General features: G+C 62.3%; 25 protein-coding genes. 21 read left to right on the top strand and 4 right to left on the bottom strand.

Going from position 1 to position 26,251, the window contains the following annotated elements; all coding sequences use genetic code 11:
• The first annotated feature begins 22 nt into the window (after window positions 1–22).
• The 21 genes from DVJ77_RS11190 (at window position 23) to fabG (ending at window position 21,492) form a co-directional block, all read left to right on the top strand.
• Window positions 23–1,315, top strand: coding sequence for a TolC family protein (locus tag DVJ77_RS11190; RefSeq protein ID WP_114845584.1), 1,293 nt, complete (start codon window positions 23–25; stop codon window positions 1,313–1,315).
• On the top strand, window positions 1,312–2,613 hold the full coding sequence (locus tag DVJ77_RS11185) for an efflux RND transporter periplasmic adaptor subunit (RefSeq protein ID WP_114845583.1): 1,302 nt from the start codon (window positions 1,312–1,314) through the stop codon (window positions 2,611–2,613). The genes DVJ77_RS11190 and DVJ77_RS11185 overlap by 4 nt, the downstream gene beginning before the upstream one ends.
• The gene (locus tag DVJ77_RS11180; RefSeq protein WP_114845582.1) at window positions 2,610–5,804 is read left to right on the top strand and encodes an efflux RND transporter permease subunit; all 3,195 of its coding nucleotides are present in this window, start codon (window positions 2,610–2,612) and stop codon (window positions 5,802–5,804) included. The genes DVJ77_RS11185 and DVJ77_RS11180 overlap by 4 nt, the downstream gene beginning before the upstream one ends.
• Before the next feature lie 68 nt (window positions 5,805–5,872).
• Window positions 5,873–6,235, top strand: a complete 363-nt coding sequence (locus DVJ77_RS11175; RefSeq protein WP_114845581.1) for a hypothetical protein — start codon at window positions 5,873–5,875, stop codon at window positions 6,233–6,235.
• Window positions 6,236–6,739: 504 nt separating this feature from the next.
• Window positions 6,740–7,009 carry an acyl carrier protein gene (locus tag DVJ77_RS11170; RefSeq protein ID WP_225427949.1) on the top strand — a complete coding sequence of 90 codons (270 nt, stop codon included), beginning with the start codon at window positions 6,740–6,742 and terminating at the stop codon, window positions 7,007–7,009.
• 18 nt (window positions 7,010–7,027) lie between these two features.
• A complete protein-coding gene (locus DVJ77_RS11165; protein WP_225427948.1) occupies window positions 7,028–7,825 on the top strand; it encodes a glycosyltransferase family 2 protein in 798 nt (265 codons plus the stop codon).
• Entirely contained in the window at window positions 7,813–8,439 is a 627-nt protein-coding gene (locus DVJ77_RS11160) for a LolA family protein (RefSeq protein WP_114845579.1), read from the top strand. Before DVJ77_RS11165 ends, DVJ77_RS11160 begins: the two co-directional genes overlap by 13 nt.
• Before the next feature lie 8 nt (window positions 8,440–8,447).
• Window positions 8,448–10,787, top strand: a complete 2,340-nt coding sequence (locus DVJ77_RS11155; RefSeq protein ID WP_225427947.1) for an MMPL family transporter — start codon at window positions 8,448–8,450, stop codon at window positions 10,785–10,787.
• Between the two features lie 91 nt (window positions 10,788–10,878).
• The gene (locus tag DVJ77_RS11150) at window positions 10,879–12,102 is read left to right on the top strand and encodes a beta-ketoacyl-ACP synthase (RefSeq protein ID WP_114845577.1); all 1,224 of its coding nucleotides are present in this window, start codon (window positions 10,879–10,881) and stop codon (window positions 12,100–12,102) included.
• A gap of 11 nt (window positions 12,103–12,113) precedes the next feature.
• Entirely contained in the window at window positions 12,114–13,388 is a 1,275-nt protein-coding gene (locus DVJ77_RS11145) for a beta-ketoacyl-[acyl-carrier-protein] synthase family protein (protein ID WP_114845730.1), read from the top strand.
• Window positions 13,385–14,125 carry a beta-ketoacyl synthase chain length factor gene (locus tag DVJ77_RS11140; RefSeq protein WP_114845576.1) on the top strand — a complete coding sequence of 247 codons (741 nt, stop codon included), beginning with the start codon at window positions 13,385–13,387 and terminating at the stop codon, window positions 14,123–14,125. Before DVJ77_RS11145 ends, DVJ77_RS11140 begins: the two co-directional genes overlap by 4 nt.
• The gene (locus tag DVJ77_RS11135) at window positions 14,101–14,895 is read left to right on the top strand and encodes a lysophospholipid acyltransferase family protein (RefSeq protein WP_114845575.1); all 795 of its coding nucleotides are present in this window, start codon (window positions 14,101–14,103) and stop codon (window positions 14,893–14,895) included. Before DVJ77_RS11140 ends, DVJ77_RS11135 begins: the two co-directional genes overlap by 25 nt.
• Window positions 14,892–15,191 carry a phosphopantetheine-binding protein gene (locus tag DVJ77_RS11130; protein WP_114845574.1) on the top strand — a complete coding sequence of 100 codons (300 nt, stop codon included), beginning with the start codon at window positions 14,892–14,894 and terminating at the stop codon, window positions 15,189–15,191. The genes DVJ77_RS11135 and DVJ77_RS11130 overlap by 4 nt, the downstream gene beginning before the upstream one ends.
• The gene (locus DVJ77_RS11125) at window positions 15,179–15,748 is read left to right on the top strand and encodes a COG4648 family protein (RefSeq protein ID WP_114845573.1); all 570 of its coding nucleotides are present in this window, start codon (window positions 15,179–15,181) and stop codon (window positions 15,746–15,748) included. Before DVJ77_RS11130 ends, DVJ77_RS11125 begins: the two co-directional genes overlap by 13 nt.
• On the top strand, window positions 15,749–16,153 hold the full coding sequence (locus tag DVJ77_RS11120) for an ApeI family dehydratase (RefSeq protein WP_225427946.1): 405 nt from the start codon (window positions 15,749–15,751) through the stop codon (window positions 16,151–16,153).
• 62 nt (window positions 16,154–16,215) lie between these two features.
• Window positions 16,216–17,112: a lysophospholipid acyltransferase family protein gene (locus DVJ77_RS11115; RefSeq protein ID WP_225427945.1), complete on the top strand. Its 897-nt coding sequence runs from the start codon at window positions 16,216–16,218 to the stop codon at window positions 17,110–17,112.
• Window positions 17,102–17,584, top strand: a complete 483-nt coding sequence (locus DVJ77_RS11110; protein WP_114845571.1) for an acyl-CoA thioesterase — start codon at window positions 17,102–17,104, stop codon at window positions 17,582–17,584. Before DVJ77_RS11115 ends, DVJ77_RS11110 begins: the two co-directional genes overlap by 11 nt.
• Window positions 17,581–18,303 (top strand): class I SAM-dependent methyltransferase, encoded by a 723-nt coding sequence (locus DVJ77_RS11105; RefSeq protein ID WP_114845570.1) that lies wholly within the window; start codon window positions 17,581–17,583, stop codon window positions 18,301–18,303. The genes DVJ77_RS11110 and DVJ77_RS11105 overlap by 4 nt, the downstream gene beginning before the upstream one ends.
• Window positions 18,304–19,095: 792 nt before the next feature.
• A complete protein-coding gene (locus tag DVJ77_RS11100) occupies window positions 19,096–20,292 on the top strand; it encodes a beta-ketoacyl-[acyl-carrier-protein] synthase family protein (protein ID WP_114845569.1) in 1,197 nt (398 codons plus the stop codon).
• Window positions 20,289–20,771, top strand: coding sequence for a hotdog family protein (locus tag DVJ77_RS11095; protein WP_114845568.1), 483 nt, complete (start codon window positions 20,289–20,291; stop codon window positions 20,769–20,771). Before DVJ77_RS11100 ends, DVJ77_RS11095 begins: the two co-directional genes overlap by 4 nt.
• A complete protein-coding gene (gene fabG / locus DVJ77_RS11090; protein WP_114845567.1) occupies window positions 20,764–21,492 on the top strand; it encodes a 3-oxoacyl-ACP reductase FabG in 729 nt (242 codons plus the stop codon). Before DVJ77_RS11095 ends, fabG begins: the two co-directional genes overlap by 8 nt.
• Window positions 21,493–21,498: 6 nt before the next feature.
• Here fabG and DVJ77_RS11085 read toward each other — a convergent pair whose 3' ends face one another.
• The 4 genes from DVJ77_RS11085 to DVJ77_RS11070 form a co-directional block, all read right to left on the bottom strand.
• Window positions 21,499–22,380, bottom strand: coding sequence for a cytochrome c oxidase assembly protein (locus DVJ77_RS11085; RefSeq protein ID WP_114845566.1), 882 nt, complete (start codon window positions 22,378–22,380; stop codon window positions 21,499–21,501).
• 97 nt (window positions 22,381–22,477) lie between these two features.
• Complete coding sequence (locus tag DVJ77_RS11080; RefSeq protein ID WP_114845565.1) at window positions 22,478–24,379, bottom strand: GldG family protein; 1,902 nt, start codon at window positions 24,377–24,379, stop codon at window positions 22,478–22,480.
• A 2-nt stretch (window positions 24,380–24,381) separates the two neighbouring features.
• Complete coding sequence (locus DVJ77_RS11075) at window positions 24,382–25,116, bottom strand: ABC transporter permease subunit (RefSeq protein WP_114845564.1); 735 nt, start codon at window positions 25,114–25,116, stop codon at window positions 24,382–24,384.
• Between the two features lie 184 nt (window positions 25,117–25,300).
• Window positions 25,301–26,251 (bottom strand): ABC transporter ATP-binding protein, encoded by a 951-nt coding sequence (locus tag DVJ77_RS11070; RefSeq protein ID WP_114845563.1) that lies wholly within the window; start codon window positions 26,249–26,251, stop codon window positions 25,301–25,303.

Genomic DNA, 26,251 nt, shown 5'->3' with positions numbered 1-26,251 from the left:
GGTTTTGTGACCGGAGCTTTCCATGTTTTCGTATCGAATCTGTACGCGTGCCTTCCCGGCACGCCGCTGGCTGTGCCCGTTGTCGGCCGCCATGTTGCTCTTCGCTGCCCAGGCTTGGGCGGATGACCCCGCGATAGCCCTGACACTTGAGGCCGCGACACGGCAGGCCGTTGCACAAGCACCGTTGTTGGAGGCGCGACGCACCCAACAGACGTCAGCCCACGAGGAGGCCGCGCGGGCCGGCGCCTTGCCAGACCCTCAACTCACAGTCGGTATCGACAATCTAGCCATCCAGGGACCGGGTGCGTTTACGGCCGGCGGCGACAGCATGACCATGCGCACCATTGGGCTTAGCCAGGTGCTGCCGTCGCAGGCCAAACGACAGGCCCAGCGTGACGCTGCCGGCGCAAACGTCGAACAAGCCGCGTCGACCACGGCGATGACCCGCTTGGCGATAGAGCAACAGGTGGCCGCCGCCTGGATCACCGCATGGGGCGCTCACCATGAAGGCCAGATGCTGCAGGCCATGCGGCGCGAGTGGACGGTGGACGTGGTGGTGGCTGAAGCGCGGTTACGCGGCGGTACCGGCTCCGCGGCCGACGTACTCGCCATGCGCATGGAGGCGCTCGATCTGGAAAATCGCATCGACGACGCGACCTCGCGTGAAACCCAGGCGCGAGCGGCCCTGGGACGATGGTTCGGTGGTCCGGTCAACGCGTCACTCGCCGACGCGCCGGACTTCGCCGTGCTCGCCCATGACGAACCCACCTTGCTGGCCAGCCTGGATCGGCAAGGCAACCTGCTGGACTGGCCGGCACGCGAACGCGCCGCCGAAGCTGCACTTGCGGCAGCTCGGGCCGAGAAGCATCCCGAGTGGAGTGTCGGATTGAATTACGGCTCCCGTGTTCGAGGGCTGTCCGACATGGTGTCGCTGCAGGTCGGCGTGAGCTTGCCGCTGTTCACACGCAATCGGCAGGACCGCGGTATCAGCGCGCGTGCCGCCGATCTCGATGCCGTGCATGCCGAACACGATGATGCAAGGCGGCAGCAAGCCGAAGCCGTGCAAGCGGCCTGGGCGCAATGGGACGCGCTAGGACGGCAAGCGCGCCGGCATCGCGACGCGCTGCTACCGCAAGCCAGCGACCGCGCCGCGTTGGCCTTGGCTGCCTATCGCAGCGGCGGCGATATCCAGCCCTTGCTGGAAGCACGTCGCGATGAAATCACTCACCACACCGACTATGCCCGCATGCTGACCGAGTACGGCCGTGCCTGGGCAGCGTTGACTTACCTGCTGCCTGAAGGGGATACCCCATGAAACGCGCACTGTTGATCCCCTTCATTCTTGTGGGGTTGCTTATTACCGCGGCTGGCGCTTATTGGGCAGGCCGTCATCATGGCAGCGCTCCGACAGGATCATCCGCAGATCATCCTGATAGCACCGAATCGCCAACGCCTGCGGCAAGCGCCAAGGTGCTCTATTGGTACGACCCGATGGTGCCGGCGCAGCATGCCGATAAGCCAGGGCTGTCGTCGATGGGCATGCAGATGGTGCCCAAATACGCTGATGGCGGCACCGACACAAACACTGTGCGCATCGATGCGGCGACGGTGCAAAACCTCGGCGTACGCGCGGCGCCGGTGGAGCGCCGCGCGCTGGCAGCAACGGTACAGGTGCCCGGCACGATCGGCTGGGACCTGCGTCAAGCCGTGATCGTCAGCGCTCGCGTGGATGCGGTGGTAAGCAAGCTGTATGTGCGTGCCCCGTATACGACCATCGCCGCAGGCGCTCCGTTGGCTGACGTACTCGCGCCGCAGTGGAGCAGTGCCGTGGCCGAATCCCAGGCATTGCAGCAGGTGCAATCGGCCGAGGCCAAAGCCTTGCGCGGTGCCGCGCAACAACGCCTGCAGGTGCTAGGCCTGTCTTCGATGGATGGCCGTGCGATAGGGCGCGGCGGCCAGATCACCTTGCATGCACCTCAAGCTGGCGTGATCGGCACGCTGGATGTGCGCGAGGGACAGCGGGTCAATGCCGGGCAGACGCTGATGACGATCAACGGGCTGTCCACGGTGTGGGTCGAAGCGGCCTTGCCGCAGGCTGTGGCCGGCACGGTGCATGCGGATACGCCGGTCACCGTCCATGTCGATGCGTTGCCGGGTCAAGTCTTTCGCGGCCACGTGGAAGCGTTGCTGCCCGATATCGATATGACTACCCGCACGCAGCGCGCACGCATCGTGCTTGCCAACCCGGAAGGCGCGTTGAGCCCCGGCATGTTTGTCACCGTGCAGCTCGACCCGGTGCCGGGTAAGGCCGTGCCGGTCGTACCCGACGATGCGCTGATCGCCACCGGCGATCACACCCGAGTGATCGTCGCCGAAGACGGTGGACACTTCCGCGCCGTCGCGGTGCGCGCCGGGCGTGCGGCGGGAGGCTATACCGAAATTCTCGATGGCCTCGCCGGCGGCGAGAAGGTGGTGGTGTCCGGTCAGTTCTTGATCGATTCGGAAGCCAGTCTTTCCGGTGCACTGGATCGTTTGAATGACCCTGCCGCGAAGCCAGCATCCGCCGCCAGCGCGCCGATGCCAGGCATGACCATGCAGGGAGACCGCCCATGATCGCCGCGCTTATCCGTGCAGCGATCGCGCACCGCGTGTTCGTGCTGCTGGCTGCATTGGCGCTGGCACTGGCTGGTGTATTCGCCGCGATGCACACCCCCATCGATGCGCTGCCTGATCTATCCGACACCCAGGTCATTATCCGCACCAACTGGCCTGGTCAGTCGCCCCAGGTCGTCGAGGATCAGGTGACCTATCCGCTGGCGACCACCATGCTCTCGGTGCCCGGAGCCAAGACGGTTCGCGGCTACTCGTTCTTCGGCGACTCCTACGTCTATGTGCTGTTTGACGACAGCACGGATCTTTACTGGGCGCGTTCGCGCGTGCTGGAGTACTTGAGCCAGGTACGCGATCGCCTTCCGGCGGGAGTCAGTCCGACATTAGGGCCGGATGCGACCGGTCTGGGCTGGATCTACGAGTACGCCCTGATCGATCGCACCGGGCAACACGATCTGGGTCAACTGCGCAGCCTGCAGGACTGGTTCCTGCGCTACCAACTCAAGACCGTACCGGATGTCGCCGAAGTGGCGAGTCTCGGTGGCATGGAGCGCGCCTGGCAGGTCGTGCCTGACCCGCACCAACTCGCCGCCCGCAACGTCACTGTGACGCAACTGGTCGATGCGATCCGCGCCGCCAACGGTGCGAACGGCGGCTCGGTGATCGAACAAGGCGAAGCCGAATTCATGGTGCGCAGCGAAGGCTATCTGCGCAGCCGCGAAGACTTCGAGCGCGTACCGATCACGGCTAACACCGGTGGCGTGCCGGTACTGCTGCGCGATGTCGCCACGGTGCGGCGTGGTCCGAGCTTCCGCCGTGGCATCAGCGAATTGGACGGCCAAGGCGAAGTCGCCGGCGGCGTGATCGTGTTACGCACGGGCAAAAACGCCAAGGCGGCGATTGCCGCCGTCAAGGCCAAGCTCGCCGAGCTTAAACACAGCCTGCCGGCCGGGGTGGAGATCGTGCCGACCTACGATCGTTCGCAACTGATCGATGCGGCGGTGGAGAACCTGTGGGGCAAGTTGTTGGAAGAGTTCCTCGTCGTCGCGCTGGTCTGCGCGCTGTTTCTTGGTCATCTTCGCTCGGCGCTGGTGGCGGTGATTACCTTGCCATTGGGTGTGTTGGCCGCCTTCATCGTGATGCATCTGCAAGGCGTCTCGGCCAACCTGATGTCGCTTGGCGGCATCGCGATCGCGATCGGTGCGATGGTCGATGCCGCGGTGGTGATGATCGAAAACACCCACAAGCATCTGGAACATTGGCGCGACACGCACGATGGGCAGGAACCCCAAGGCGCCGCGCGCTGGGCGCTAGTAGGCGAGTCGGCTGCCGAGGTGGGGCCAGCGCTGTTCGTCAGTCTTTTAATCATTGCGTTGTCGTTTGTGCCGGTGTTTGCGCTGGAAGGCCAGGAAGGCAAGCTGTTCAAACCACTCGCTTTCACCAAGACCTATGCGATGGCGGCGGCGGCCGGGCTCGCCGTGACCCTGGTGCCGGTATTGATGGGATATCTCGTGCGCGGACGCATCCGCGCCGAACACGACAACCCACTCAATCGCGGCCTGATTGCGTTGTATCGGCCGATCCTGAATGCCGTACTGCGCTATCCAAAGGCGACCTTGGTGATGGCCGCTGTCCTGTTACTCAGTGCCGTGATTCCCTTGAGCCGACTAGGCAGCGAATTCATGCCGCTGATGGACGAAGGTACGCTGCTGTATATGCCGACCGCCTTGCCGGGTTTGTCCGCGGGCAAGGCGTCGCAGCTATTGCAGCTCACCGACCGCATGATTAAGACCGTGCCCGAGGTCGATCACGTGTTCGGCAAGGCTGGACGCGCGGAGACCGCCACCGATCCGGCACCGCTGGAGATGTTCGAGACCACCATCACGTTCAAGCCGAAGGATCAGTGGCGACCAGGCATGACGATGGCCAAGCTCAAGGTCGAGCTGGACAAGGCCGTGCACGTACCGGGACTAACCAACCTGTTTGTGCCGCCGATCCGCAATCGCATCGACATGCTGGCGACGGGCATCAAAAGCCCGATCGGCATCAAGGTGCTGGGACCCGATCCATCCTCCTTGCAGACGGTGGCCGATCAGATCGAAACCGTCGCCAAGAAGGTACCCGGAGTCAGCTCGGCGATTGCCGAGCGCGCCGCGGGTGGCCGCTACGTCGATGTGCGTATTCGCCCCGATGACGCAGCCCGTTATGGGCTGACCCAACAGCAAGTGCAAGAGCTGATCGCGACGTTGGTGGGCGGCGATCCGATCGGTCAGACCGTCGAAGGGCGCGAGCGTTATCCGATCGTGGTGCGCTATCCGCGCATCGAACGTGATTCGGTGGCGGCCTTGCGGCAGCTACCGATCGTCGCTGCCAGTGGCGCACAACTGACGCTCGGCCAGGTCGCCGATATCACAATGGCCCTGGGACCGCCGATGCTGAAGAGTGAGAACAGCCAACTGGCCACCTATGTCTACATTGATACCAACAGCGGCGATACCGGCGGCCGTGATCTCGGTGCCGTCGTTGCCGATCTGCAACGGGCCGTCGCACAGCAAGTGACGTTGCCACCTGGCATCACGGTAGCGTGGTCGGGGCAGTTCGAGTATCTGGCCAGCGCCATGGAGCGCCTCAAGCTGGTGGTGCCGATCGCGCTGGTCATCATTTTCGGGCTGATCTATGCGGTATTTCGCCGTGTGAGTGAGGCCGCCACAATCATGGCCAGCGTACCGCTCGCCCTCGTCGGCGGGTTGTGGTTGATCTGGTGGCTGGGACACGCCGTGTCGGTAGCAACCATGATCGGCTTCATCGCCCTGGCCGGTGTCGCCGCCGAGTTCGGCGTCGTGATGTTGCTCTACCTCGATCAAGCCTGGCAGCGACACCTCGCGCTTGATCCGCAGGCCGGCCCCGCTGCGCTGGACGACGCGATTCGCGAGGGGGCCGTGCAGCGCGTGCGGCCGAAAGCGATGACTGTCGCGGTGATCCTCGCCGGTCTCTTCCCGATTCTTCTAGGCCACGGCGCGGGCTCCGAAGTCATGCAGCGCATCGCCGCGCCGATGATCGGCGGCATGGTCACCGCGCCGTTGTTATCCATGCTCGTCATCCCCGCGGCGTTTCACCTGCTGATCTCGCATCGCTTGCGCAAGGCCAGCGAAGCAAACGTCGCACTCACCTCAAACCAGGGAACACCTCCATGAAAAAGTACCTTCTCGCCATCGACTAAATCCCAAGTAGTACTTACAAACCGCACTGAGAGGATTCACCTATGTGGCGCACAACCAAGTTACTCATCATGCTCGGCATCGTCGCGACAACACTCGCGGGCTGCGCTAGTTCAACGGTGCAGCACGCCCCGCTTGTTGTTCAAGGACATGTTCTGGGGCCATCGGATCACGCGGTGCTGATTGATGTCGGGTCCGCGGACCACGTCACCATCGGCGATGAGTTTGTCGCGTACCGCGTGACACGCTTCGGCGACCCTGCCTATAAGGGAAAACCGCATTACAGTGAAAGGAGAAGTGGGTCTATTCGGATCGATGAGATCCTCACCGCTCATTCGGCACGTGCCACCCTGGTCGACGGTTTAGCTTCGACGGGTGAGATGGTGGAATTTCGTCACTCGCGATAATCGTCGCGATGTATTGGCTTGAACTCAATTGGCACAAAGCGAAGCCACCCCCGACACCCCGGCGACCCAGGTCGCCGGGGTGTCGGGGACCGCAGCCGATGATCCGCCGCTAACGAAAGCCTCTTGTAGGCCATTTCCTACATGCTGAATCGGCATTCAGCCAAGCCACATCCGGGGCAGTGCGAGCGCAGTTCTGCTACACTCCGCGCCCGGACTTAAATGGATGTAAGGCCTTGGCTGGAAAAGCAAAGCTGTCATGCGGGGGCTCGCATCACAGGGGATTGTCTACGTAATTATTACGCCCCCCGTCACACCTGGACGCCGTCGTTCCTGTCGCGTACCTGAGTACGGGAGATAACACCTGCCCGGCTCGGCCGTGCGGGGCGATACCGTGTACGGCGTAAAACGCACGCGAAAGCTACGAGTGCACACTGACATTAAGGTCAGGCTTGATAAGTTCAGGCTTGATAAGAATTAACTGGATTAGGAACAAGCAGGAAAGTTATGAGCGCGATCATGGCCACCGGAATCAGTGACGAAGACATCCTGCTCAGGCTCAAGGATGTATTGCGCGATACCTTTGAAATCGACCCGTCGCGGGTCACCCCGGATACCCATTTGTTCAGCGATCTGGAGCTGGACAGCATCGATGCCGTCGATCTGGCGATCCAGGTGCAGGACATGACCGGGATGCGGATCAAGCCTGAGGATTTCAAGAACGTGCGCACCGTGAGCGATGTAGTCGCCACGGTACGCGCGCTGCTCGATCGTTGACGGGGAATGGTTTTGTCGATGCCGCTAGCCGCAGAGTCGCCCGCCCCATGCTTTGCGCCCTGCGCGCTGATTCCGATCTATAACCACAAGGACACTATTGCGCGCACCGCGCATGCGCTGCGCGCGCACGGCTTGCCGGTAATGATTGTCGATGACGGCAGCGACGCCGCCACGCGGGCGGTGCTGGATGCGCTAGTGCATGACCTGCCGGAGATTCAACTGCTGCGCCTGCCGCAGAATCAAGGCAAAGGGCGCGCACTGACCACCGGCTTGTTGGCCGCCCACGCAGCAGGCTACACACATGCCCTGCAGATCGATGCCGATGGTCAGCATGACGTGGCCGACGTGCCGCGCTTTCTTGCCGAAGCGCGCGCCGATCTACAAGCACTGGTCTGCGGCCAACCGATTTACGACGACAGCGTGCCGCGTGCGCGTCTGTACGGACGCTATTTGACTCACGTCTGCGTCTGGCTGGAAACGCTCTCGCTGACGATCCGCGATTCAATGTGCGGCTATCGCCTGTATCCCTTGCCGGCAACCTGCGCGGAAATAGCCCGTGCACCGATGCCCGCGCGGATGGATTTCGATACCGAGATCGCGGTGCGGCTGGTATGGCGCGGCGTGCCGGTGCGCAATCTGCCGACGCGGGTGATTTACCCGGAAAACGGCTTATCGCATTTCCGCATGCTGCGCGACAACGCGCGCATCACCGCCATGCATACCCGGCTCTTGCTCGGCATGCTGGTGCGCGCGCCACGACTGCTATGGCGGCGTATTCGACCCAACCGTCGCCGGAGCGAAGCATGCGCTACCTGACCCGCTCTTGCCTGGCCTGGGTGTTGTGCCTGATCGGCTTGGGTGTGCACGCGCAAGGCGATGACCCAGCCTTGCTCAAAACCATTCTTGCGCAGTTGAGCAGCCACCCCACGGTGCGCGCCGAATTCAGTCAGAGCCGCGAGAATCCCGCGTTGGCTCAACCACAGATAAGTCGTGGGCAACTGCTGTTTGTGATCGGCCACGGCATGCTGTGGCAGATCCGCGAGCCTTATCAAGAGAGCCTGGCATTGACCGGCTCGCGCACCGCGCGCATCGATGCGCAGGGCCAATTGCAAACCGTGCGTGGCGGCGAACGCGGCGTGTCGCAGGTATCGCAAATGCTGCAATCGATGCTGGCCGGCAAGCCCGACGATGCGTTGCGCCAGTTCGATGTACAGGCGCAGGGTACGGCAGCGCAATGGGTGCTTCGCTTTGTACCCAGGCAATCGCGCATGGCGCGCGTGCTCGGCGGTATCGAACTCAGCGGCGGCAGTTTCCTCGAAGGCATCCGCATCGATCTGCAAAACGGCGAAAGCACCCGTATTCGCTTTACCGATACCCGCGACGCCGGCCCACTTAGCGCGCTGGAAACACACGCGCTCTCGATGCCATGAAAGCGCCTATGCGTGCCGTCTGCTTTGCCATCGCCGCGTTGGCCATCGCGCTGCTCGGCGGCTGGCTGCTGTTCGGACGCGGCGGCGTACCGATCCAGACCGATCTTTTAGCGATGCTGCCGCGGACCGAGCGTCACCCGCTGGCCGAAATCGCGGTGGAACGACTGACCCACGCCAATGGCGATCGCATGGTGCTGCTGGTCGAGCACGCCGACGACGCTACCGCCAAAGCAGCCGCACGCACGCTCGGCGCGGCGCTGGCGCATGATCCCGCCTTCAGCTCGGTCACCGCCGAACTGCCGCCGTTCGATCTGAACCAGATCCTCGCCCCCTACCTCGCTCATCGCTTCAGCCTGCTGTCCGATGCGGATCGCGCGGCACTGACCGCGCCGGGCTACGATCCGGCGCAAGCCTTGGCGCGGCGCCTCAACGAGCCCTTCCTCGCCGGCATCGGCACCAAGCTGCAAGACGACCCTTTCGGCTGGCTGCAGCATTGGCTCGATCAACAACCGTGGAGCCGTTCACCGCTGACCCCAGAGGACGATCTGCTCACCGCGCATCGCGATGAACGCACTTATGTGATGGTGACCGCCGCGTTGAATGGTTCGTCCTATGACGACACCGTGCAGCACCAGGCCCTCGATGCGCTGAACCGGGCCGAGCGCACGATGCGACACGACCACCCAGGCACGCACTTGCTGCGCGCCGGCGCGGTATTTCATGCGGCGGCCGCGCGTGCCGGTGCCGAACGCGACGTGCACGTGGTGGGGCTGATCTCATCGCTGGGTATCGCACTATTGTTGCTGTGGGTGTTCCGCTCACCCGGCCCGCTGCTGCTGGCGTTTTTATCTACGGCCATCGGCATTGCCGTTGCGATCACCGCGACCTTGCTGGTCTTCGGCCAGATGCACTTGCTCACCCTGGTGTTCGGCGCGGCCTTGTTGGGCGAGGCGGTGGATTACTCCATCCAATATCTTTGCGCGCGCGCCAACGCAGGGCCTGCATGGCAACCCAATACTGGATTACGGCAGGTACGGCCTGCGCTGAGTCTGGCACTGGGCACCTCGCTGCTGGGCTATGCCCTGCTCGGCTTGTTGCCTTTCTCCGCGCTGCGTCAGATGGCCTGCTTCGCCATGGCCGGCATGTCGGCAGCCTATCTGAGTGTGTTCTGGCTGTTGCCGGCGTTGTTGCAGAAGCCGGCAAAACCGCTGTCGCCGCGATTGGTGTCGTGGGCTCGCGCGCTGCAAGTGATCGGCGCCCGGCTGGGTGCCGGCAAGCGCGGCGCTTTCGCTTTCGCACTCCTATCGCTCGCGGCCCTGCCCGGCTGGTGGATGCTCAGTCATGACGACGATATTCATCTGCTGATTTCGCCGCCCGCCCATCTGGCGGCACAAGAAATACGCATCCGCGACGTGACCGGTCTTGGCAATAGCACGCAGTTTTATCTGGTGCAGGGCGATAGTGCCGAGCAGACCTTGCAGCGCGAGGAGGCACTGGAAGCGCGCTTGCAGACACTGACCGAACAAGGTCGCTTGCAAGGCTGGATCGGCGTGGCCGGCATGCTGCCTTCGGCACAACGGCAACAGGCCAATCAAGCTGCACTGGCACCATGGTTCGCACAGCGGGCACGCATGCAAACGTGGTTGGCCGATGCCGGTTTTCGCGCGCCGGTGGTCACGGCGTATCTCGATGCCTGGCCAGGCACTTCGCTCACGCTGGAGCAGTGGCTGGCTATGCCGATCTCCACTCCGTTCCGCTATCTATGGATGGGACATAGCAAGCACGGTTATGCCTCGCTGGTGCTGCCACAAGGCCAGGACGATGTCGCACTGTTGCGCACCGCCGCCGAAGGTCTCGCCGGCGTAGAGCTGGTCGACAAACCGGCCAGCGTGTCGGCGCTGTTCGGCCGCTATCGCCAGTACGCCAGCCTGTGGTTGCTCGCCGCCATGGTGCTGATCGTGCCGCTGTTCGCGTGGCGTTATGGCTTGCGCATGGCCCCTCGCGTATTGGCGCCGCCGGTGCTCGGCATCGGCCTGACCCTGGCGATGCTCGGTTATCTGGGCCAGCCGCTGACCTTGTTTCATTGGATGGCCTTGATGCTGGTGCTCGGCATCGGCGCCAACTACGCGGTGTTCCTGCAGGAGGGCGAACCGCATGCGGCGCATCGGCCTGGCGCGGCTTATGCCGGCGTGCTGCTGTCGGCGGTTACCGCCCTGCTTTCCTTCGGCCTGCTGGCGTTGAGCTCGATGCCGGCGCTACGCCATTTCGGACTCACTCTATTGCTGGGCATCGGCTTCACCGCATTGCTGGTGCCGATGAGCCTGATTGTTCGCGAGAAAAACACCTGATGATTCTGTTGAGCGCGACCCAAGCGTTTACCCCCTCCCAACCTCCCCCTGTGAACAGGGGGAGGGGCGCACTGCAGCGTAGGGTGTCGCGATGAAACGTGTCGTGATTACCGGCATGGGCGGCATTACCCCGCTTGGACATGATTGGACTCAGATCGAGCCGCGTCTACGCGAATACCGCAACGCCGTGCGGCGGATGCCGGAGTGGGATTACTTTGATGCGTTGAACGGCCGCCTCGGCTGCCCGGTGGATGACTTCAAGACACCGCATTGGCCGCGCCAGCAACTGCGTTCGATGGGTCGGGTAGCGCAATTGGCGGTGGCGGCCAGCGAGCACGCCTTGCGCGATGCCGGCCTGCATGGCGACGCCAGCATCCGCGATGGCCGCATGGGCGTGGCTTATGGTTCATCCGGTGGCAGCGTCGAGCCGGTACGGGTGGTGGGGCGCATGCTCGAAACCGGCTCGATGCAAGGGGTGACCGCCACCAGTTATATCCAGATGATGGCGCATACCACGGCGGTAAATGTCGGCGTGTTCTTTGGCCTCAAGGGACGTATCGTGCCCACGTCCAGCGCGTGCACGTCGGGAAGCCAGGCGATCGGCTATGGCTTTGAGGCGATTCAACAGGGCAAACAAAAGTTGATGCTGTGCGGCGGCGCGGAGGAATTGTCCGGCCCTGGCGCGGCGGTGTTCGACACTTTGTTCGCCACCAGTACGCGCAACGACGAGGCACCGCTGACGCCGCGGCCGTTCGATCGCACGCGCGATGGCCTGGTGGTCGGCGAAGGTGCGGCCAGCCTGGTGCTGGAAGAATACGAACATGCCCGCGCGCGCGGCGCGACGATTCACGCGGAGATCGTCGGCTTCGGCTGCAACTCCGATGGCAGCCATATCACCCAGCCGACGCGTGAAACCATGGCGGTGGCGATGCGGCTGGCGCTTGCAGACGCAGGCCTACCGCCCGCCGCCATCGGCTATATCAGCGCGCACGGCACCGCTACCGATCGCGGCGATATCGCCGAGAGCCATGCCACGGCCAGTGTGCTTGGCGCCCAGGTGCCGATCAGCTCGATGAAAAGCTATGTCGGCCACACCCTCGGCGCTTGCGGCGCACTGGAAGCATGGTGGGCGATTCGCATGATGCGCGCGCGCTGGTTCGCTCCCACCATCAACCTCGCCGAGCCCGACCCGAACTGCGCCGAGCTGGACCATATCGTGGGTCAGGGCCGGGCGATCGACACCGACTGCGTGATGAGCAATAACTTTGCTTTCGGCGGCATCAATACATCGCTGATCTTCAAGGCCTGCGATTGATGTCGGCGACGATGCCAGCGGCACTTCTACGGCCGGCACTTCTACAGCCGGCACTTCTACAACGTGTCGTCGTGACCGGCATGGGTGTCGTCTCGTGCCTGGGCCATGGCCGTGCGGCCATGCTCGATGCGCTGCGCAGCGGACGCAGCGGCATTCGTCATATGGCCGACTTTGCCGCGCTGGGCATGCGCAGTCAGGTCGGCGGCCCAGTAGATAGCACCGGCCTGATGGAGCTGCCGCGCAAATTACGCCGCTTTCTTCCGCCGCACGCGCTATATGCCTGGCACGCCACACAAGAAGCGATCGAACAAGCCGGGCTTTCGCAAGATCAGTTGCGCGCAGAGGACTGCGGCTTGGTGATCGGCGGCGGCAGTGCCATGAGCGAACATCAACTCGCGCTGGAAAATTTTCACGCCAAAGGCATCGACAAACTCTCACCGTTTCTGGTGCCGCGCGGCATGAGCAGCGCGCTATCGGCCGGTCTGGCGCACGCCTTCGATATCGGCGGCCACAGTTACACCATGAGTTCGGCATGCACCAGTGCGACGCATGCCATCGGCCATGCGATGGAGCTGATTCAGCTAGGTAAGCAACAAATCGTGCTTTGCGGCGGTAGTGAAGAATTGCACGACACCACGGCACTGTGGTTCGACGCGATGGGGGCGTTATCCAGCGCAAGCAACGATAACCCTGCCCGCGCTTCGCGCCCGTACGACAGCGCGCGCGACGGCTTTGTGCTTGCAGCGGGCGCCGGCATGCTGGTGCTTGAATCGCTGGCGCATGCGCAGGCGCGCGGTGCAACGATACTGGCCGAACTTTGCGGCTACGGCGCCTGCACCGACGCTGCCAGCATGGTCGCCCCCGGCGCCGGCGGTATCGCCCGCGCCATGCGACAAGCACTGCATCAAGCCGACGTAACACCCGACTACATCAACACCCACGCTTGCTCTACCGCGCAAGGCGACCTGGCCGAATGGCAGGCTATCGATACCGTGTTCGCCGAACGCGGTGCGACCGTGCCACCGATGTCTTCGATCAAGGGCCAGTACGGCCACGCGCCCAGTGCGGCCGGTGCGCTGGACGCGATCGCCAGCCTGTTGATGATGGAGCACGATTTCATCGCGGCGAATACGCCTATCGATATGCTTGAGCCGGCCTTTGCGCAGGCGCCTCTGGTGACCGCCACACGGACACAGCGCATCGATAGCGTGCTGTCGAATAATTTCGGTTTTGGCGGTAGTTGTGTGGCCCTGCTCTTCCGTCGCCATGCGGAGTCGGCGAAATGATTGATGTGCGCATCGAACAATGGCGTGCCTGGGCCCCCGGCCTCGACAACGAGGATGCATGGCGTGCCTGGGCTGAGGCTCCGCACAAGTTGCCCGATAACGGTGAGCAACCCAACTGCGATTTTCTGCCGGCCATGCAGCGACGTCGATTGAGTCGGCTGGCACGTATGACTTTGGAAGCCGCGTGGCCTTTGTGCGACGAGCAAGAGCAATTGCCGCTGGTCTTCGCGTCGCGTCACGGCGAGTCGCCGCGCACCTACGCCTTGCTCAGCGATCTGGTTGCCGAAGAACCGCTGTCGCCGACCCAGTTCGGCCTATCGGTGCACAACGCCATTGCCGGGCAATGGTCGATGCTGCGCGGCCAGCGCGGCGAGTCGGTGGCTATCGCCGGTGAAGCCGACACGTTCGAGCACGCCATGCTGGAGGCCGCGATGTTGCTGACCGAGGGCGCGCCCGCGGTGATCGTGGTGATTGCCGAAGAACGCCCGGCGCAAGCCTACGAGCCATGGATTCACGATGTGCCGTTCTCATATGCTCTCGCTCTGCGGCTTGGGGGAAGCGCCGGTCGGCACTGGCAGCTACGTCTTGAACGAAACACGGGCGATACACACGCTGGTGATCCATCTATCGGAGCATGGCCGCATGCGCTCGATTTTCTGCGCGCGCTACATACAGGCAGCGCCTCACTGGAACATATCTGGAAGACACGGCGATGGATCTGGCAGCCACTACCGTAAAGCCACAGCGCGGCGATTTTTATGCCTGGCGACTGCTGGCGACCAGCCTCAGCTTTGCGCTGTTCGGCCTTGGCGGCCTGGTACTGCGCCTGCTGATTTTGCCGTTGCTCGGCCTATGGCCCGGCGACCGGCCAGCCCACCGCCGTCGCACCCGCGCGGCGATCAGCCGTGCATTTCATTGGCATGTGCAATTCATGTCGCGCAGCGGCGTACTAACGTATCAGGTCGAAGGCGCCGAGCGCCTGGGTCGTCCTGGACAAATGATTATTGCCAACCATCCCTCGTTGATCGACGTGGTATTTCTGATCGCGCAGATCCGCGACAGCAATTGCATCGTCAAGCAAAGCATGTGGCGCAACCCATGTACACGCGGCGCGGTCCTTTCGGCGCAATACATCAGCAGCGACGGTGGCCCGGACATGCTGGAGCAAGCGGCCGAGGTGTTGCGCGAGGGTCAAACGCTGATTATTTTCCCCGAGGGCACGCGCACCGCGGCGGGACAGCCACCAGTGTTTCATCGCGGCGCCGCGGCCATTGCCTTGCGCGGCGCGCGCGTGGTCACGCCGGTATTCATCTCGGTCAAGCCCACCACCTTGACCAAGGCCGAGCCCTGGTACCGCATCCCCGATCGCCGCGTCCACGTATCGCTGCGCGTCGGCGAAGACATTGCGCTCGAATCTTTCAACGCAGGCACCGCCATGCCGATCGCATCGCGCCGGCTCAACGAACATCTGCATCGTCTTTATCTCAAGGAACTCGCATCGTCATGAATGACTTGTCACAGCACGTTTCGTCGCCACAGAAATTACAGTTGGAAATCGCCCAACTCATTATCGATACCTTGAATCTGGAAGACATCGCCGCTGCCGATATCCCCGCCGACCAGCCGCTATTCGGCGCCGGCCTGGGGCTGGACTCGGTAGATGCCTTGGAACTGGCCCTGGCCCTGCAGAAACGCTACGAGATCCGAATTGCCTCGGACTCCAAGGATGCACGCCAGCATTTTTCCACGATAGCCAGCCTGGCTGCCTTCGTCCAAGCGCAGCGGACCGCATGCGTCGCCTGACCTCCATCCTGCTGCCGCTCGCCGGCGTGCTCTATCCCTTCGTCGTGTATTTCGGCATGGATAAAGTATCGCCGCCGATGTACGCCCTGGTGCTGGGCGCGATCTGGCTAGTTCGCGCACCTGCACTGCTGCGCCAGCCCGGCGGACGCTGGATGGTCGGCGCGGCATTGGCTTATTGCGCCCTGCTAGGCTTCAGCGGCAATGAGGCTTTGCTGCATTGGTATCCCACCCTGATAAGCGCCCTGCTGTTATGCGCATTTGGGCTGAGCCTGAAATACGGCCCACCCTTAGTCGAACGCATCGCCCGCGTAAGCGAGCCCGAGCTGCCGCCGCATGCCGTGCGCTATACGCGCAAAGTCACCTGGGTCTGGGTCGGCTTTTTCATATTCAATGGCGTCACTTCGGCGCTGCTCTCGTTGTACGCCTCGCTGTCGTGGTGGACGCTTTACAACGGCTTGATCGCTTACTTCATCATGGGTGCGTTGTTCGGCGGCGAGTGGCTGTTTCGCAAACGGCTGCGCCGCATGTATGAAGAGAACGGGCATGAGGGGGCCTGAGTGAATTACTCACCGCCGGATGACTTTGCCGTTCTGCCGCAACCGCGTAACGCTACGCTTTTGGCGGAGCGAGAAGAAGATGGTGTATGGACGCTGGCGTTGCATATACCGCCCGAGCTGATCTATTTCGCCGGCCACTTCCCTGGCGCGCCGGTGCTGCCTGGTGTCGTGCAAATAGGCTGGGCTTTGGAACTGGCCGCCACGCGGCTAGGTACACCCAAGGCATGCCGAAACATGGAAGCACTCAAATTTCAGCATCTGTTGCGACCGGGCGACCGCGCCGACCTTACCCTGCGCGCGGATGCCGCACGCGGCAAACTACACTTTGCTTACCGCTTCGGTGCGCATCTTTATTCTTCTGGCCGGCTACTGCTGAGCCCGAAGCCATCGGATATCCATAGATGACTGGCACGCAGACGAAGGAACGTCACTGGGCGTTACACAAGGAACGCGGCAGTTTTTTGCTAATGAAATTCACCGCCTTTGCGGTACGCGTGCTTGGCCGCCGAGCGTTGGCGCCGGTGCTGTATCTGATCGTGCTGTATTTCTTTGTCTCCGGCCGCAGCGCGCGACGTAACGTGCGGCAATACCAGCACCGCCTTGCCCACTGGAGCGGACGTAACGAACTGCGCCCCCACCTGCGCAGCGTATTCGGCCAGTTCATGGCCTTCGCCGAAAGCCTGCTCGACCGCCTCGACGTATGGCGCGGCAAGCTGCGGCTGGAGCAGGTACAACTGGTGGACCCCGGCGGCATCCGCGCACAGTTGCTGCAAAGCCGCCACGGTGGTCGCGGACAAATCCTGATCGGCACGCATCTGGGCAATCTGGATGTCTGCCGCGCAATGGCCGAGCTGGGCGAACAAGTGCCGCTCAACGTGCTGGTGCATAACCGCCATGTCGAGCATTTCAATCGCCTGCTCGACGAAGCCGGCGACCGTGGCCTGCGGCTGATCCAGGTGAGCGAACTGGACACCGCGATGATGATGGATTTATCGCAGCGGATTGAACGCGGCGAGTGGCTGGCGATTGCCGGCGACCGCGTGCCGCTGCATGGCGGCCGGCATGCCATGGTGAACTTTCTCGGCCACCCGGCCGCTTTCCCGCAAGGCCCCTGGCTGCTCGCCGGCCTGCTGCGTTGCCCGGTAAATCTGATGTGCTGCCTGAAGATCGAAGGCCGTTACCGCATCTATCTGGAGCCCTTTATCGACGCCCCGGCATGGGAGCGCGGCCAGCGCGATGCCGCCATCAAGGCCTGGATGCAGCGCTACGCCGACCGATTAGCGCAACAATGTCTGCAAGCACCGCAGCAATGGTTCAATTTCTACCCCTATTGGCAAACGATCGAGGCATCCGATGCGCACTGACGGTGTTTTGAAAATCGAGACCGAGGTCGTTGTGCCTTTCTTCGACGTGGACTCCATGGACGTGGTCTGGCATGGCCACTACGTGAAGTATCTGGAAATCGCCCGCTGCGCCCTGCTCGACGATATCGGTCACAACTACACGCAGATGAAAGCCGCCGGTTACGTCTGGCCGGTGATCGATCTGCAGTTGCGCTACGTGCGCGCGGCGCAATTCGGTCAACGCCTGCTGGTGCGCGCCGACCTGATCGAATGGCAGAACCGGCTCAAACTCAACTATCTAATCAGCGATGCACAGACCGGCGTCCGCATGACTCGCGCCAGCACCGTGCAGGTCGCCGTAGATATGGCCAGCGGCGAGATGCAACTGGTCTCGCCACCGATCTTTGTCGATGCGGTCGAACGCCGGCTGCTTAGCGCAACCCACTCCGCGCATAGCGGCGTACCTCACCCCCACGCACCCCATACTTCATGAATTACGCCAGCGACACCTACGTCGAAGAAACCCGTTTAGGCTTCCATTTCTTGCGCAGCCATACCTGGCAGCATCATGTATTGCGTGTAGCCATCAATGATTTAAAACGCCTGACCGGTGCGCAATTACCGCAAGGCGGGGTCTTGCTCGATGTCGGCTGCGGCCAGGGAAAATCGTTCCGCATGCTGCAGCAAACGTTTCAACCCGACCGCATGATCGGCCTCGATGCCGATCCGCGCAGCCTGGAGTTGTCCCGTAACGAAGCGCAGCGCGAAGGCCTCACCGTCGACTTGCTTGCCGCCGATTGCGCGAAGATCGAGTTGCACGATGCCAGCGTCGATATCGTGTTTTGCCACCAGACTTTTCATCACCTGGTCGAGCAAGAACGCGCGCTGGATGAATTCTGGCGTGTACTCAAACCCGGCGGCCTGTTGTTGTTTGCCGAATCGACTAAGGCCTACATCGATACCTGGGTAATCCGCTGGTTTTTTCGTCACCCGATGGAGGTGCAGAAAACCGCTGAGGAGTATTTGGAGATGCTGCGTCAGCGGGGGTTTGTCTTTGCTGAGCAGAATGTTTCTTTTCCCTATTTGTGGTGGAGTCGGTCGAGTGATTTTGGTTTGTTGGAGCGGTGGGGGTTGCGGGCGGCGCCGCTGCCGGGGGAGCGGGAGGAGACTTTGATTAATGTGGCGGCGTGGAAGCCGGCTGGGTGCGTTTGACGTGTTTGCTCAATGGCACTTTCCTAGTGTTTCCGCGAGCAGGTTCGCCTGCGGCGGGCTTTCGCCTGTTGGTGATGTTGGGGGGACTGGTCGCCTGCGGCGGTTTTCGAACCCCTGCCGGGGTCCGAGTCACTTTTCTTTGCTTGCTCAAAGAAAAGTAACCAAAAGAAAGAGCACCCCCATGCAGCGCTCTACGGGCATCCTGCCCTGCGAGTGCGTGAGGCTTGGCCGGGCTTTTCGACAGGGCTTCCTGCCCTGGCGAAAAGGGCTCGACATCCATGTCGAGCCCCCTGCGGGCCTTGTCGTCCAAGCCTCACCGCTGCAAAGGGGCCCCGAAGAGCAGCGCGCGTCCTGCGCGCACTCGGGTGCGACTGCCAGCAGTCGCCGATATATGGAACGAAACGCACACCACAGGCTCCCTCCCCTGCTTGCAGGGGGAGGGGCAAAAGCGCAGCGCTCGCTGCTTTTGACGTTGCTCTTGATCTTGCCCTTGACGTCGGGGCCCCTGTGCGTCGGTGAGGGGCGGACGACAAGGCCCGCAGGGGCATCGACATGGATGTCGATGCCTTTTCGCCAGGGCAGGAAGCCCTGTCGAAAAGCCCGGCCGACCCTCACGTACCCGAAGGGCGACTCACCGGGGTGGCCTTCTCTTTGGTTACTTTCTCTTGGCCACTCAAGAGAAAGTGACTCGACCACCGGCAGGTGGCCGAAAGCCCGCCGCAGGCGATCAACCTCGCCACAACCCAACCAAAATTTGGCAAAAATAAAGCCAATGCAATGCCCCCTTGCCCCATGAATACCTACCTAAACGCCCTCGGCGTCACCTGCACCCTAGGCAGCGGCAAAGCCGCCATCGCCGAAGCCCTCTTCGCCGGCGACCACAGCGGCATACGCCAAGAACACGGCTGGATCCTCGACCGCGCGCTGCCGCTTGGCGCCGTGCGCACGCCGCTGCCCCCCACACCAGCGGGCCTCGCCGACAACCGCAACAATCGCCTGCTGCTCGCCGCCGCGCTGGAAATCGAAACCGAGATTCGCGCCGCAATCGCACGCTACGGCAGCGAACGCATCGGCGTCATTATCGGCACCAGCACGGCTGGTATCGAAGAAGCCACCCAGGGCATCGCTGCCTACCAGCGCGATGGCGTCTGGCCGGCGGATTACGATTATGCGCATCAGGAGTTGGGCGCACCTGCGACCTTTCTCGCCGAATGGCTGGATCTGGCTGGTCCGTGCTATGGCATTTCCACCGCCTGCACTTCCGGCGCGCGTGCCCTGCTCAGTGCGCAGCGGTTGTTGCACATGGGTATCTGCGATGCGGTGTTGTGTGGCGGTGCGGATACGTTATGCCGATTGGCGATCAATGGCTTTTATTCGTTGGAAGCGGTGGACGAAGTGCGTTGCGATCCGTTTTCGCGCGATCGCCGCGGCATCAATATCGGTGAAGCGGCGGCACTGTTTTTGATGACTCGTGAACATGGCCCGGTGCAATTGGTGGGCGGTGGTGCTAGCTCGGATGCGTATCACATGTCCTCACCCGATCCACAGGGGCTGGGGGCGCAACAGGCGATGCGCGCGGCGCTGAAGCATGCGGGGCTGAGTCCTGCGCAAATCGACTACATCAACTTGCATGGCACCGCGACGGAACATAACGACAGCATGGAAAGCCTCGCGGTAAGCGGATTGTTCGAGCACGGTGTGCCTTGCTCATCCAGTAAATCGCAGGCCGGTCATACGCTGGGTGCGGCCGGTGCGCTGGAGGCTGCGTTCTGCTGGCTCAGCTTGATGGACGACCGCACGGAGCGACGCTTGCCGCCGCATGTCTGGGATGGTCAGGCCGACCCGGCCCTGCCGCCGCTGGAATTCACAACCGTGGGTAGCCACCTGCCCGCTGGCGGCCCGCGCTATCTGATGAGCAACTCTTTCGCCTTCGGCGGCAATAATGCCTGCCTGATTCTAGGAGATACGACCCTGGGTGATGGCGCATGACGCCGGCTATCGCCGAGGTGGTGCCGCATACGGGCGAGATGATTTTGCTCGACGACGTCGTGGCGTTCGATGCGCAAAGCATCGTGTGTTCGCTGACGGTAAAACCGGGCGGTTTATTCAATGCGCAGGACGGCAGTCTGCCGGCATGGCTCGGCGTCGAGCTGATGGCGCAAAGCATCGCCGCCTGGGCCGGCTGCCAAATGAGCACGGAGCAACCGCGTCTGCTGCCGGTGGGGGTTTTGCTTGGCAGCCGCCACTACGTTTGCGATGTCGACTTTTTCCCGTTGGGCAGCGAACTACGTATCGCAGCGACGCGCGAGTTTCATGACGAACAGGGCATGGCTGTTTTCACTTGCCGCATCGACGCCCCAGGCATTCATGCCGAGGCGCGTCTTACCGTTTTCAGCCCGCCCGATGCACGGGCCTTTTTCGAATCATCGACCCATGAATCATCGAACCTTGAGCAGCCCCATGTCTGAAACGATTCTGGTCACCGGCTCCAGCCGCGGCATCGGCCGCGCTATCGCACTGCGTCTGGCACAGGCCGGATACGACCTGGTGCTGCACTGCCGTTCACGCCGCGATGAAGCCGAAGCTGTGCGCGAGGCGGTGCAAGCCTTGGGGCGCACGGCGCGCATCGTGCAGTTCGATATCGCCGACCGCACCGCGTGCGCGACCGCGCTGGAAGCGGATATCACCGCATATGGCGCTTATTACGGTGTGGTTTGCAATGCCGGGCTCGCTCGCGACGGCGCCTTTCCGGCCTTGAGCGGCGATGATTGGGATCAGGTGCTGCGCACCAACCTGGACGGCTTCTACAACGTCATCCATCCGCTCATCATGCCGATGATTCGTCGCCGCGCTGCCGGCCGCATTGTCTGCATCACGTCGGTGTCGGGACAGATCGGTAATCGCGGGCAGGTCAATTACAGTGCTTCCAAAGCCGGCATCATCGGCGCAGCCAAGGCGCTGGCGGTGGAGTTGGCCAAACGCAAGATCACCGTCAATTGCGTGTCGCCGGGTTTGATCGATACCGACATGATCGACGCCGATCTTCCGCTGGAAGAAGCACTCAAGATGATTCCCATGCAACGCATGGGTACGCCCGAAGAAGTCGCAGCGGCCGTGCAATTTCTAGTCAGTGCGGAAGCCGGCTATATCACGCGCCAAGTGTTGGCCGTCAATGGCGGTCTGTGCTGATAGCGCTTAACTCTCGCGCGATTGCGCTACCGAGGGCAGCGCCCTCGTGCGCCGCGTTGGCCAGGGCTTACGCCGAATGCGCCCACTGCGCGATAAGCGCAGCCATTGACGCATCGCCAGCAGGCCGCCGACGGTTTCGATCATCGCCGCCGGCACCCACATGATGACGCCGCCGGCCAACTGGCCGGTGAGTACGTTGAAGGTGAAGGCGCGGCCGCAGATTTCGAAGATCGGATAGAGATCGGTCTTGGAGAAAGTGACGATGGCGCCGGCAAGAATCTGCGGCGTCATGGTGATGCCGGGCGACAGCACGCGCAGGCCCGGCGTCATCCGGCCTGGCGGCCGAGGCCGATGGTCGAGCACCAGCCACCAATAAATAAAACCGCTGATTACCATCGACCAGTTCATGAAGCGGTAGATGCGCCAGTCCAGCATGGCCAAGGTCTGCATCGACGGAATCAGCCAGACGACGATAAAAGCGACAAACAGAATCGTCGCCACAGCCGGGTTCAACATCACCGCGCTAAATAACCGCCACGGCCAGGAGCGCATCGCCGGGCGCAAAGCGCGCATGCGCCACGCCAACGGCAACCCGGCGCGCAATACGCTGCCCGGATACGAGGCGATAATCAGCAGCGGCGCCAGATGATGCAGCAGCACTTGTTGAATGCGATGCATGAAAAATTCATGCTCGGCGAAGTAATCGAAATAGGTGTGCAGCGACACATAGATGATCGCCATGCCCAGCCAGAACGCCAACTGGCGACCGAAACTCACCGACAGCCGCCGACAGCCGCGCAGGTACAGCACGCAGGTAAATACGAAGGTCAGCAGAAAGACCCAGGAGAACTCCCAGGGCACGATCCACTTGAGCAGACTTGCGATCATCGATTGATTCCGGGCCTACCTTACGCCTCGACTCCCCAGCATAGCCCCAGAAACCCCAGGCAAGCCCCTGGGCCACTGCGGCAGATTGCCGCCAATCTCATGAGGCCTGGCGGTTGCGCTGTGAACGGCGCCAGCCGTAACCCAGGCCGAACAAGGCAAGCAGCCCCGGCACCAGCACGATATTGATGAACTTCAACCGCAGGCCCAGGGCATCGATCTCGGCATTGAGCTGATGCTGCACATTGCGCAGCTCGCGGTTGATCGCCAACTGGCGCTGCAAGAACTTCTCGATTTCGCTTTTCTGCTCGGCGCTGGCCGCATCGCCGCGGCCTGCTTTTGTCGGCTGCAGTTCGGTCAACCGATTGCGCGTTTCCGCCAGCTCGCGCTGCAACTCTTGTTTCTTGACCAGGAATTTCTGGTCAGCGGCATTTTGCAGGGCCTGCACCTTGGTAAACGGCCGCTGCGAGGTGGAGTGCCCGTGGATCGAGAGCAAGGCCGAGGAACCGCTGAGGTTGTCGGCAATATTGGTAATGAAGTCACCGTTGTTGGCGATAGCGCTGAGCTGGGTTTGCCCGAGCAGACTTTGCGCGTAGGTCACCCAGAGGCGATCGCTGAGCAGATCGGTATCGGCGACCAGGATGACCTCGGCATCGCTACCCGAATGCGCCAGATACCCTGCTTGTTTTGCACGTTCTGGAAAAGCGCTGGGGAACGTGCCGCGCAGCCGTGCCGCAATGACGTAGTGATTATTGTTGGGCTGGTAGCCGTCGAGCAGGCTGGCCGGGTCGCGGCTCGATTCCTGCAACCGCTGGGTAGGGACAATGGCCGCATCGGTGGTGCTTTGCAGCAGCGGCAATAACCGCAGGTGCGTATCCGCTGCCAGGTCGAAATAACCGGCGCTGGAAACGTTGACGCGTTGCAGGCTCGCGGTGACCACATCGTCGTGATTAAGCTCTTGCGCGGTGAGGCCGAGCATCGCGGGATGATTCAGCGCGCTGTTGTCGGCCAGCTCGATGCGCAACGCGCGGGCACGATCCAGCACGACTTTCTTCGGGTCGTATTGCACGCCCCAGGCAGCAAACAACTTGGGCAGATCGGAACTGTGATCGTCGGTGACGCCATTGCTGTCGACAAAGGGGGTGCCGTCAAGCTCGGCATCGGGGTCGACAAACACCACCAGCCGTCCGCCGCGCAGCACGTATTGGTCAATCGCGTACAAGGCATTGGTCGACAACTGCTTGGGATGAATCAGCAGCAGTACCTGGATGTCATTGCCGATATGTTCGAGCTTGGCCGGATCGAGCGATTTTACGTCGAACAACTGGCCTAGCTGACGCATCACCGTCCAGGGCTCATCGCCGATCACTGGATTACCTTGCACCGGCAGACTGCTGATAAGCCCGATATGCGGCTTCACTGGCTCGTTCAATTCGTAGAGCAGCTTGACGATGTCGTATTCGAGAAAAGTTTCGCGTGCCGGGTCCAGCAGCGGGATCGTCAGCGTTTTGCCGGCCGGCTGGCCCTCAATCTCGGCTTCGCTGTCGTTATCGGTACCTACCGGTGCCGTACTGCCGACCAGGCCAAAGAACACCCGCTCGCGATTATTGCCGGCATTGACCGGGCTCAAGCCATAGCTCTCGGCGCTGACTTCGTCATCGGAGTACGGCACCGGATCGACGACTTGCAGGCGTAGACGGCCATGCGTGCGCGCTACCATCTCTTGCAGCATCTCGACCACGCGCTGCTCGTAGCTGCGAAGTTGCGGCAGATCGCGGGCGGCGTGATCGGAAAAGTACAGCGTGAGCTTGAGCGGCGCATGCAGGCTGTCGACGATGCGCAAGGTGCCCGGTGTGAGCGTGTACAAGTGGTCGGCCGTGAGGTCGACCCGCCCGGCACGCATCCAGCGACTGCTGACCAAGGTTAAGGCGACAAAAGCCAGCACCAACAAAATGAGTGCGATGCTCAGGCCACTACGACGACTGAAACGGCGGCGATTCATGCTTAAGGCGTCCGCTTGAGGTCGAGTACCAACACACCGGCAGTCAGCCAGGCGGCAATGCTGAGCAGGAAGTACGACAGGTCCCGTACGTCGAGTACGCCGCGGGCAATCGCCTCGAAATGCCGCAGCAAACTCAGGTGCGCCACTGCGTTGATAAGCTTGCGCGGCATCATGCCCTGCAGAAAATCCAACACCTGCGGCTGGCCGACCAGGATCAACAGAAAGCACACCACCACGGTCAGGATGAAGGCCACCACTTGACTGCGGGTCAGCGTGGAAAGGCAGGCGCCGATCGCAAGATAGGCGCCTGCCATCAACCAACTGCCCAGGTAACCGGCCAGGATCACCCCGTTATCGGGCGCGCCGAGATAGTTCACCGTGACCCAGATCGGAAAAGTCAGCAGCAGGGCCAGTCCGATAAACAGCCAGGCAGCGAAAAACTTGCCGAGCATGGCCTGCGTCAGCGATATCGGCAGGGTCAGCAACAGCTCCAGCGTGCCGCCTTTGGCCTCTTCTGCCCACATACGCATCGATACCGACGGCACCAGGATCAGGTACAGCCACGGATGCATTTCGAAGAACGGCTGCAGGTCCGCCTGACCACGCTCGTAGAAATCGCCGCTGTAGAAGGTAAGGATGCCGGCCAGCACCAGAAACATCACCAGAAACACATAAGCTACCGGGGTGACGAAATAGCTGCGCAGCTCGCGCCGCATCAATGCGCTGATGGCGCTCATGGGGGGCTCCCTTGGAGCGGGGAACGGGGAATGGGGAACGGGAAACGGGGAACGGCCCGTGTCGTGCCGCGTGATACATCAGCATATTTATGAGGCAAACCTGGGGCTGCATAAAGCGGCAAGTCGAAAACATGCGAGCTTTTTCCGTTCCCCGTTCCCTGTTCCCCGTTCCCGGCCAGCCCCCTCATCCCCTGCCCTCCGTCAAGCCGCCATTAGCTGGCCCTACCGTGATCTGGCGAAACACTTCGTCCAGCCGTCCGCGCTCCAACTGGATCTCGGAGACTTCCAGGCCTTGCTGGCGCAGCAAGGTTTCCACCGGTTCGAGAATCCGCTGGCCCGGCTTGGGAAACACGGTGATACGGCCGTCCAGGGGGTCGACTTCGATCGCGGCGACCTGCGGCAAACGCCCGAGCATTTCCTGCGAGACGCCACTGCCCGGCGCACTGAACGACACGGCACCGTGATAGCGCGAGCGCTCTTCCAGCTCAGCGGGCGTGGCGTCGGCCAATAACTTGCCTTTGGCGATGATGACCACGCGATTGCACAGTGCATGGACCTCTTCCAATAAATGCGTCGAGATGAGAATGGTGCGTTCGCGTGCCATCGCATCGATCAACTGACGCACGGCATGTTTCTGGTTCGGGTCCAGACCATCGGTGGGTTCATCCAGCATGAGTACCGGCGGATCGTGCAGGATCGCCTGCGCCAGACCTACGCGACGGCGCAGGCCTTTGGATAGCGTGTCGATGCACTGCTCCAGCACACCTTCGAGCTGTAACTGACTGACCACCTCGTCGAAGCGGCGATAGCCGATATCGGCATGCAGGCCACGTATGCGCAGTATGAAAATCAGAAACTCGCGTACTGTCATCTCGCCGTAGCTGGGTGCGCCTTCGGGTAGATAGCCCAGGGCGCGCTTGGCTTTCAACGGCTCTTTGCCGACATCGTGGCCGCAGACCCATGCCGTGCCCGACGAGGGCACCAGAAAACCCGCGATCATGCGCATCACCGTGCTCTTGCCGGCGCCGTTGGGGCCAAGCAAGCCCAGCACCTGCCCGGGTTCGGCGCGGATGCTGAGCGAATCCACTGCGGTCAGGGCGCCATAGCGTCGGGTGAGCTCGTGCGTTTCGATCAT

The sequence above is a fragment of the Dyella tabacisoli genome (assembly GCF_003350925.1).
GTDB classification, from domain to species: Bacteria; Pseudomonadota; Gammaproteobacteria; order Xanthomonadales; family Rhodanobacteraceae; genus Dyella_C; species Dyella_C tabacisoli.
This window is presented reverse-complemented; position numbering and strand designations above follow the sequence as displayed.

Coding starts and splice junctions, on each gene's coding strand:
- DVJ77_RS11190 (WP_114845584.1), top strand. CDS start 23: ATGTTTTCGTATCGAATCTGTACGCGTGCCTTCCCGGCACGCCGCTGG.
- DVJ77_RS11185 (WP_114845583.1), top strand. CDS start 1,312: ATGAAACGCGCACTGTTGATCCCCTTCATTCTTGTGGGGTTGCTTATT.
- DVJ77_RS11180 (WP_114845582.1), top strand. CDS start 2,610: ATGATCGCCGCGCTTATCCGTGCAGCGATCGCGCACCGCGTGTTCGTG.
- DVJ77_RS11175 (WP_114845581.1), top strand. CDS start 5,873: ATGTGGCGCACAACCAAGTTACTCATCATGCTCGGCATCGTCGCGACA.
- DVJ77_RS11170 (WP_225427949.1), top strand. CDS start 6,740: ATGAGCGCGATCATGGCCACCGGAATCAGTGACGAAGACATCCTGCTC.
- DVJ77_RS11165 (WP_225427948.1), top strand. CDS start 7,028: ATGCCGCTAGCCGCAGAGTCGCCCGCCCCATGCTTTGCGCCCTGCGCG.
- DVJ77_RS11160 (WP_114845579.1), top strand. CDS start 7,813: ATGCGCTACCTGACCCGCTCTTGCCTGGCCTGGGTGTTGTGCCTGATC.
- DVJ77_RS11155 (WP_225427947.1), top strand. CDS start 8,448: ATGCGTGCCGTCTGCTTTGCCATCGCCGCGTTGGCCATCGCGCTGCTC.
- DVJ77_RS11150 (WP_114845577.1), top strand. CDS start 10,879: ATGAAACGTGTCGTGATTACCGGCATGGGCGGCATTACCCCGCTTGGA.
- DVJ77_RS11145 (WP_114845730.1), top strand. CDS start 12,114: ATGCCAGCGGCACTTCTACGGCCGGCACTTCTACAGCCGGCACTTCTA.
- DVJ77_RS11140 (WP_114845576.1), top strand. CDS start 13,385: ATGATTGATGTGCGCATCGAACAATGGCGTGCCTGGGCCCCCGGCCTC.
- DVJ77_RS11135 (WP_114845575.1), top strand. CDS start 14,101: ATGGATCTGGCAGCCACTACCGTAAAGCCACAGCGCGGCGATTTTTAT.
- DVJ77_RS11130 (WP_114845574.1), top strand. CDS start 14,892: ATGAATGACTTGTCACAGCACGTTTCGTCGCCACAGAAATTACAGTTG.
- DVJ77_RS11125 (WP_114845573.1), top strand. CDS start 15,179: ATGCGTCGCCTGACCTCCATCCTGCTGCCGCTCGCCGGCGTGCTCTAT.
- DVJ77_RS11115 (WP_225427945.1), top strand. CDS start 16,216: ATGAAATTCACCGCCTTTGCGGTACGCGTGCTTGGCCGCCGAGCGTTG.
- DVJ77_RS11110 (WP_114845571.1), top strand. CDS start 17,102: ATGCGCACTGACGGTGTTTTGAAAATCGAGACCGAGGTCGTTGTGCCT.
- DVJ77_RS11105 (WP_114845570.1), top strand. CDS start 17,581: ATGAATTACGCCAGCGACACCTACGTCGAAGAAACCCGTTTAGGCTTC.
- DVJ77_RS11100 (WP_114845569.1), top strand. CDS start 19,096: ATGAATACCTACCTAAACGCCCTCGGCGTCACCTGCACCCTAGGCAGC.
- DVJ77_RS11095 (WP_114845568.1), top strand. CDS start 20,289: ATGACGCCGGCTATCGCCGAGGTGGTGCCGCATACGGGCGAGATGATT.
- fabG (WP_114845567.1), top strand. CDS start 20,764: ATGTCTGAAACGATTCTGGTCACCGGCTCCAGCCGCGGCATCGGCCGC.
- DVJ77_RS11085 (WP_114845566.1), bottom strand. CDS start 22,380: ATGATCGCAAGTCTGCTCAAGTGGATCGTGCCCTGGGAGTTCTCCTGG.
- DVJ77_RS11080 (WP_114845565.1), bottom strand. CDS start 24,379: ATGAATCGCCGCCGTTTCAGTCGTCGTAGTGGCCTGAGCATCGCACTC.
- DVJ77_RS11075 (WP_114845564.1), bottom strand. CDS start 25,116: ATGAGCGCCATCAGCGCATTGATGCGGCGCGAGCTGCGCAGCTATTTC.
- DVJ77_RS11070 (WP_114845563.1), bottom strand. CDS start 26,251: ATGATCGAAACGCACGAGCTCACCCGACGCTATGGCGCCCTGACCGCA.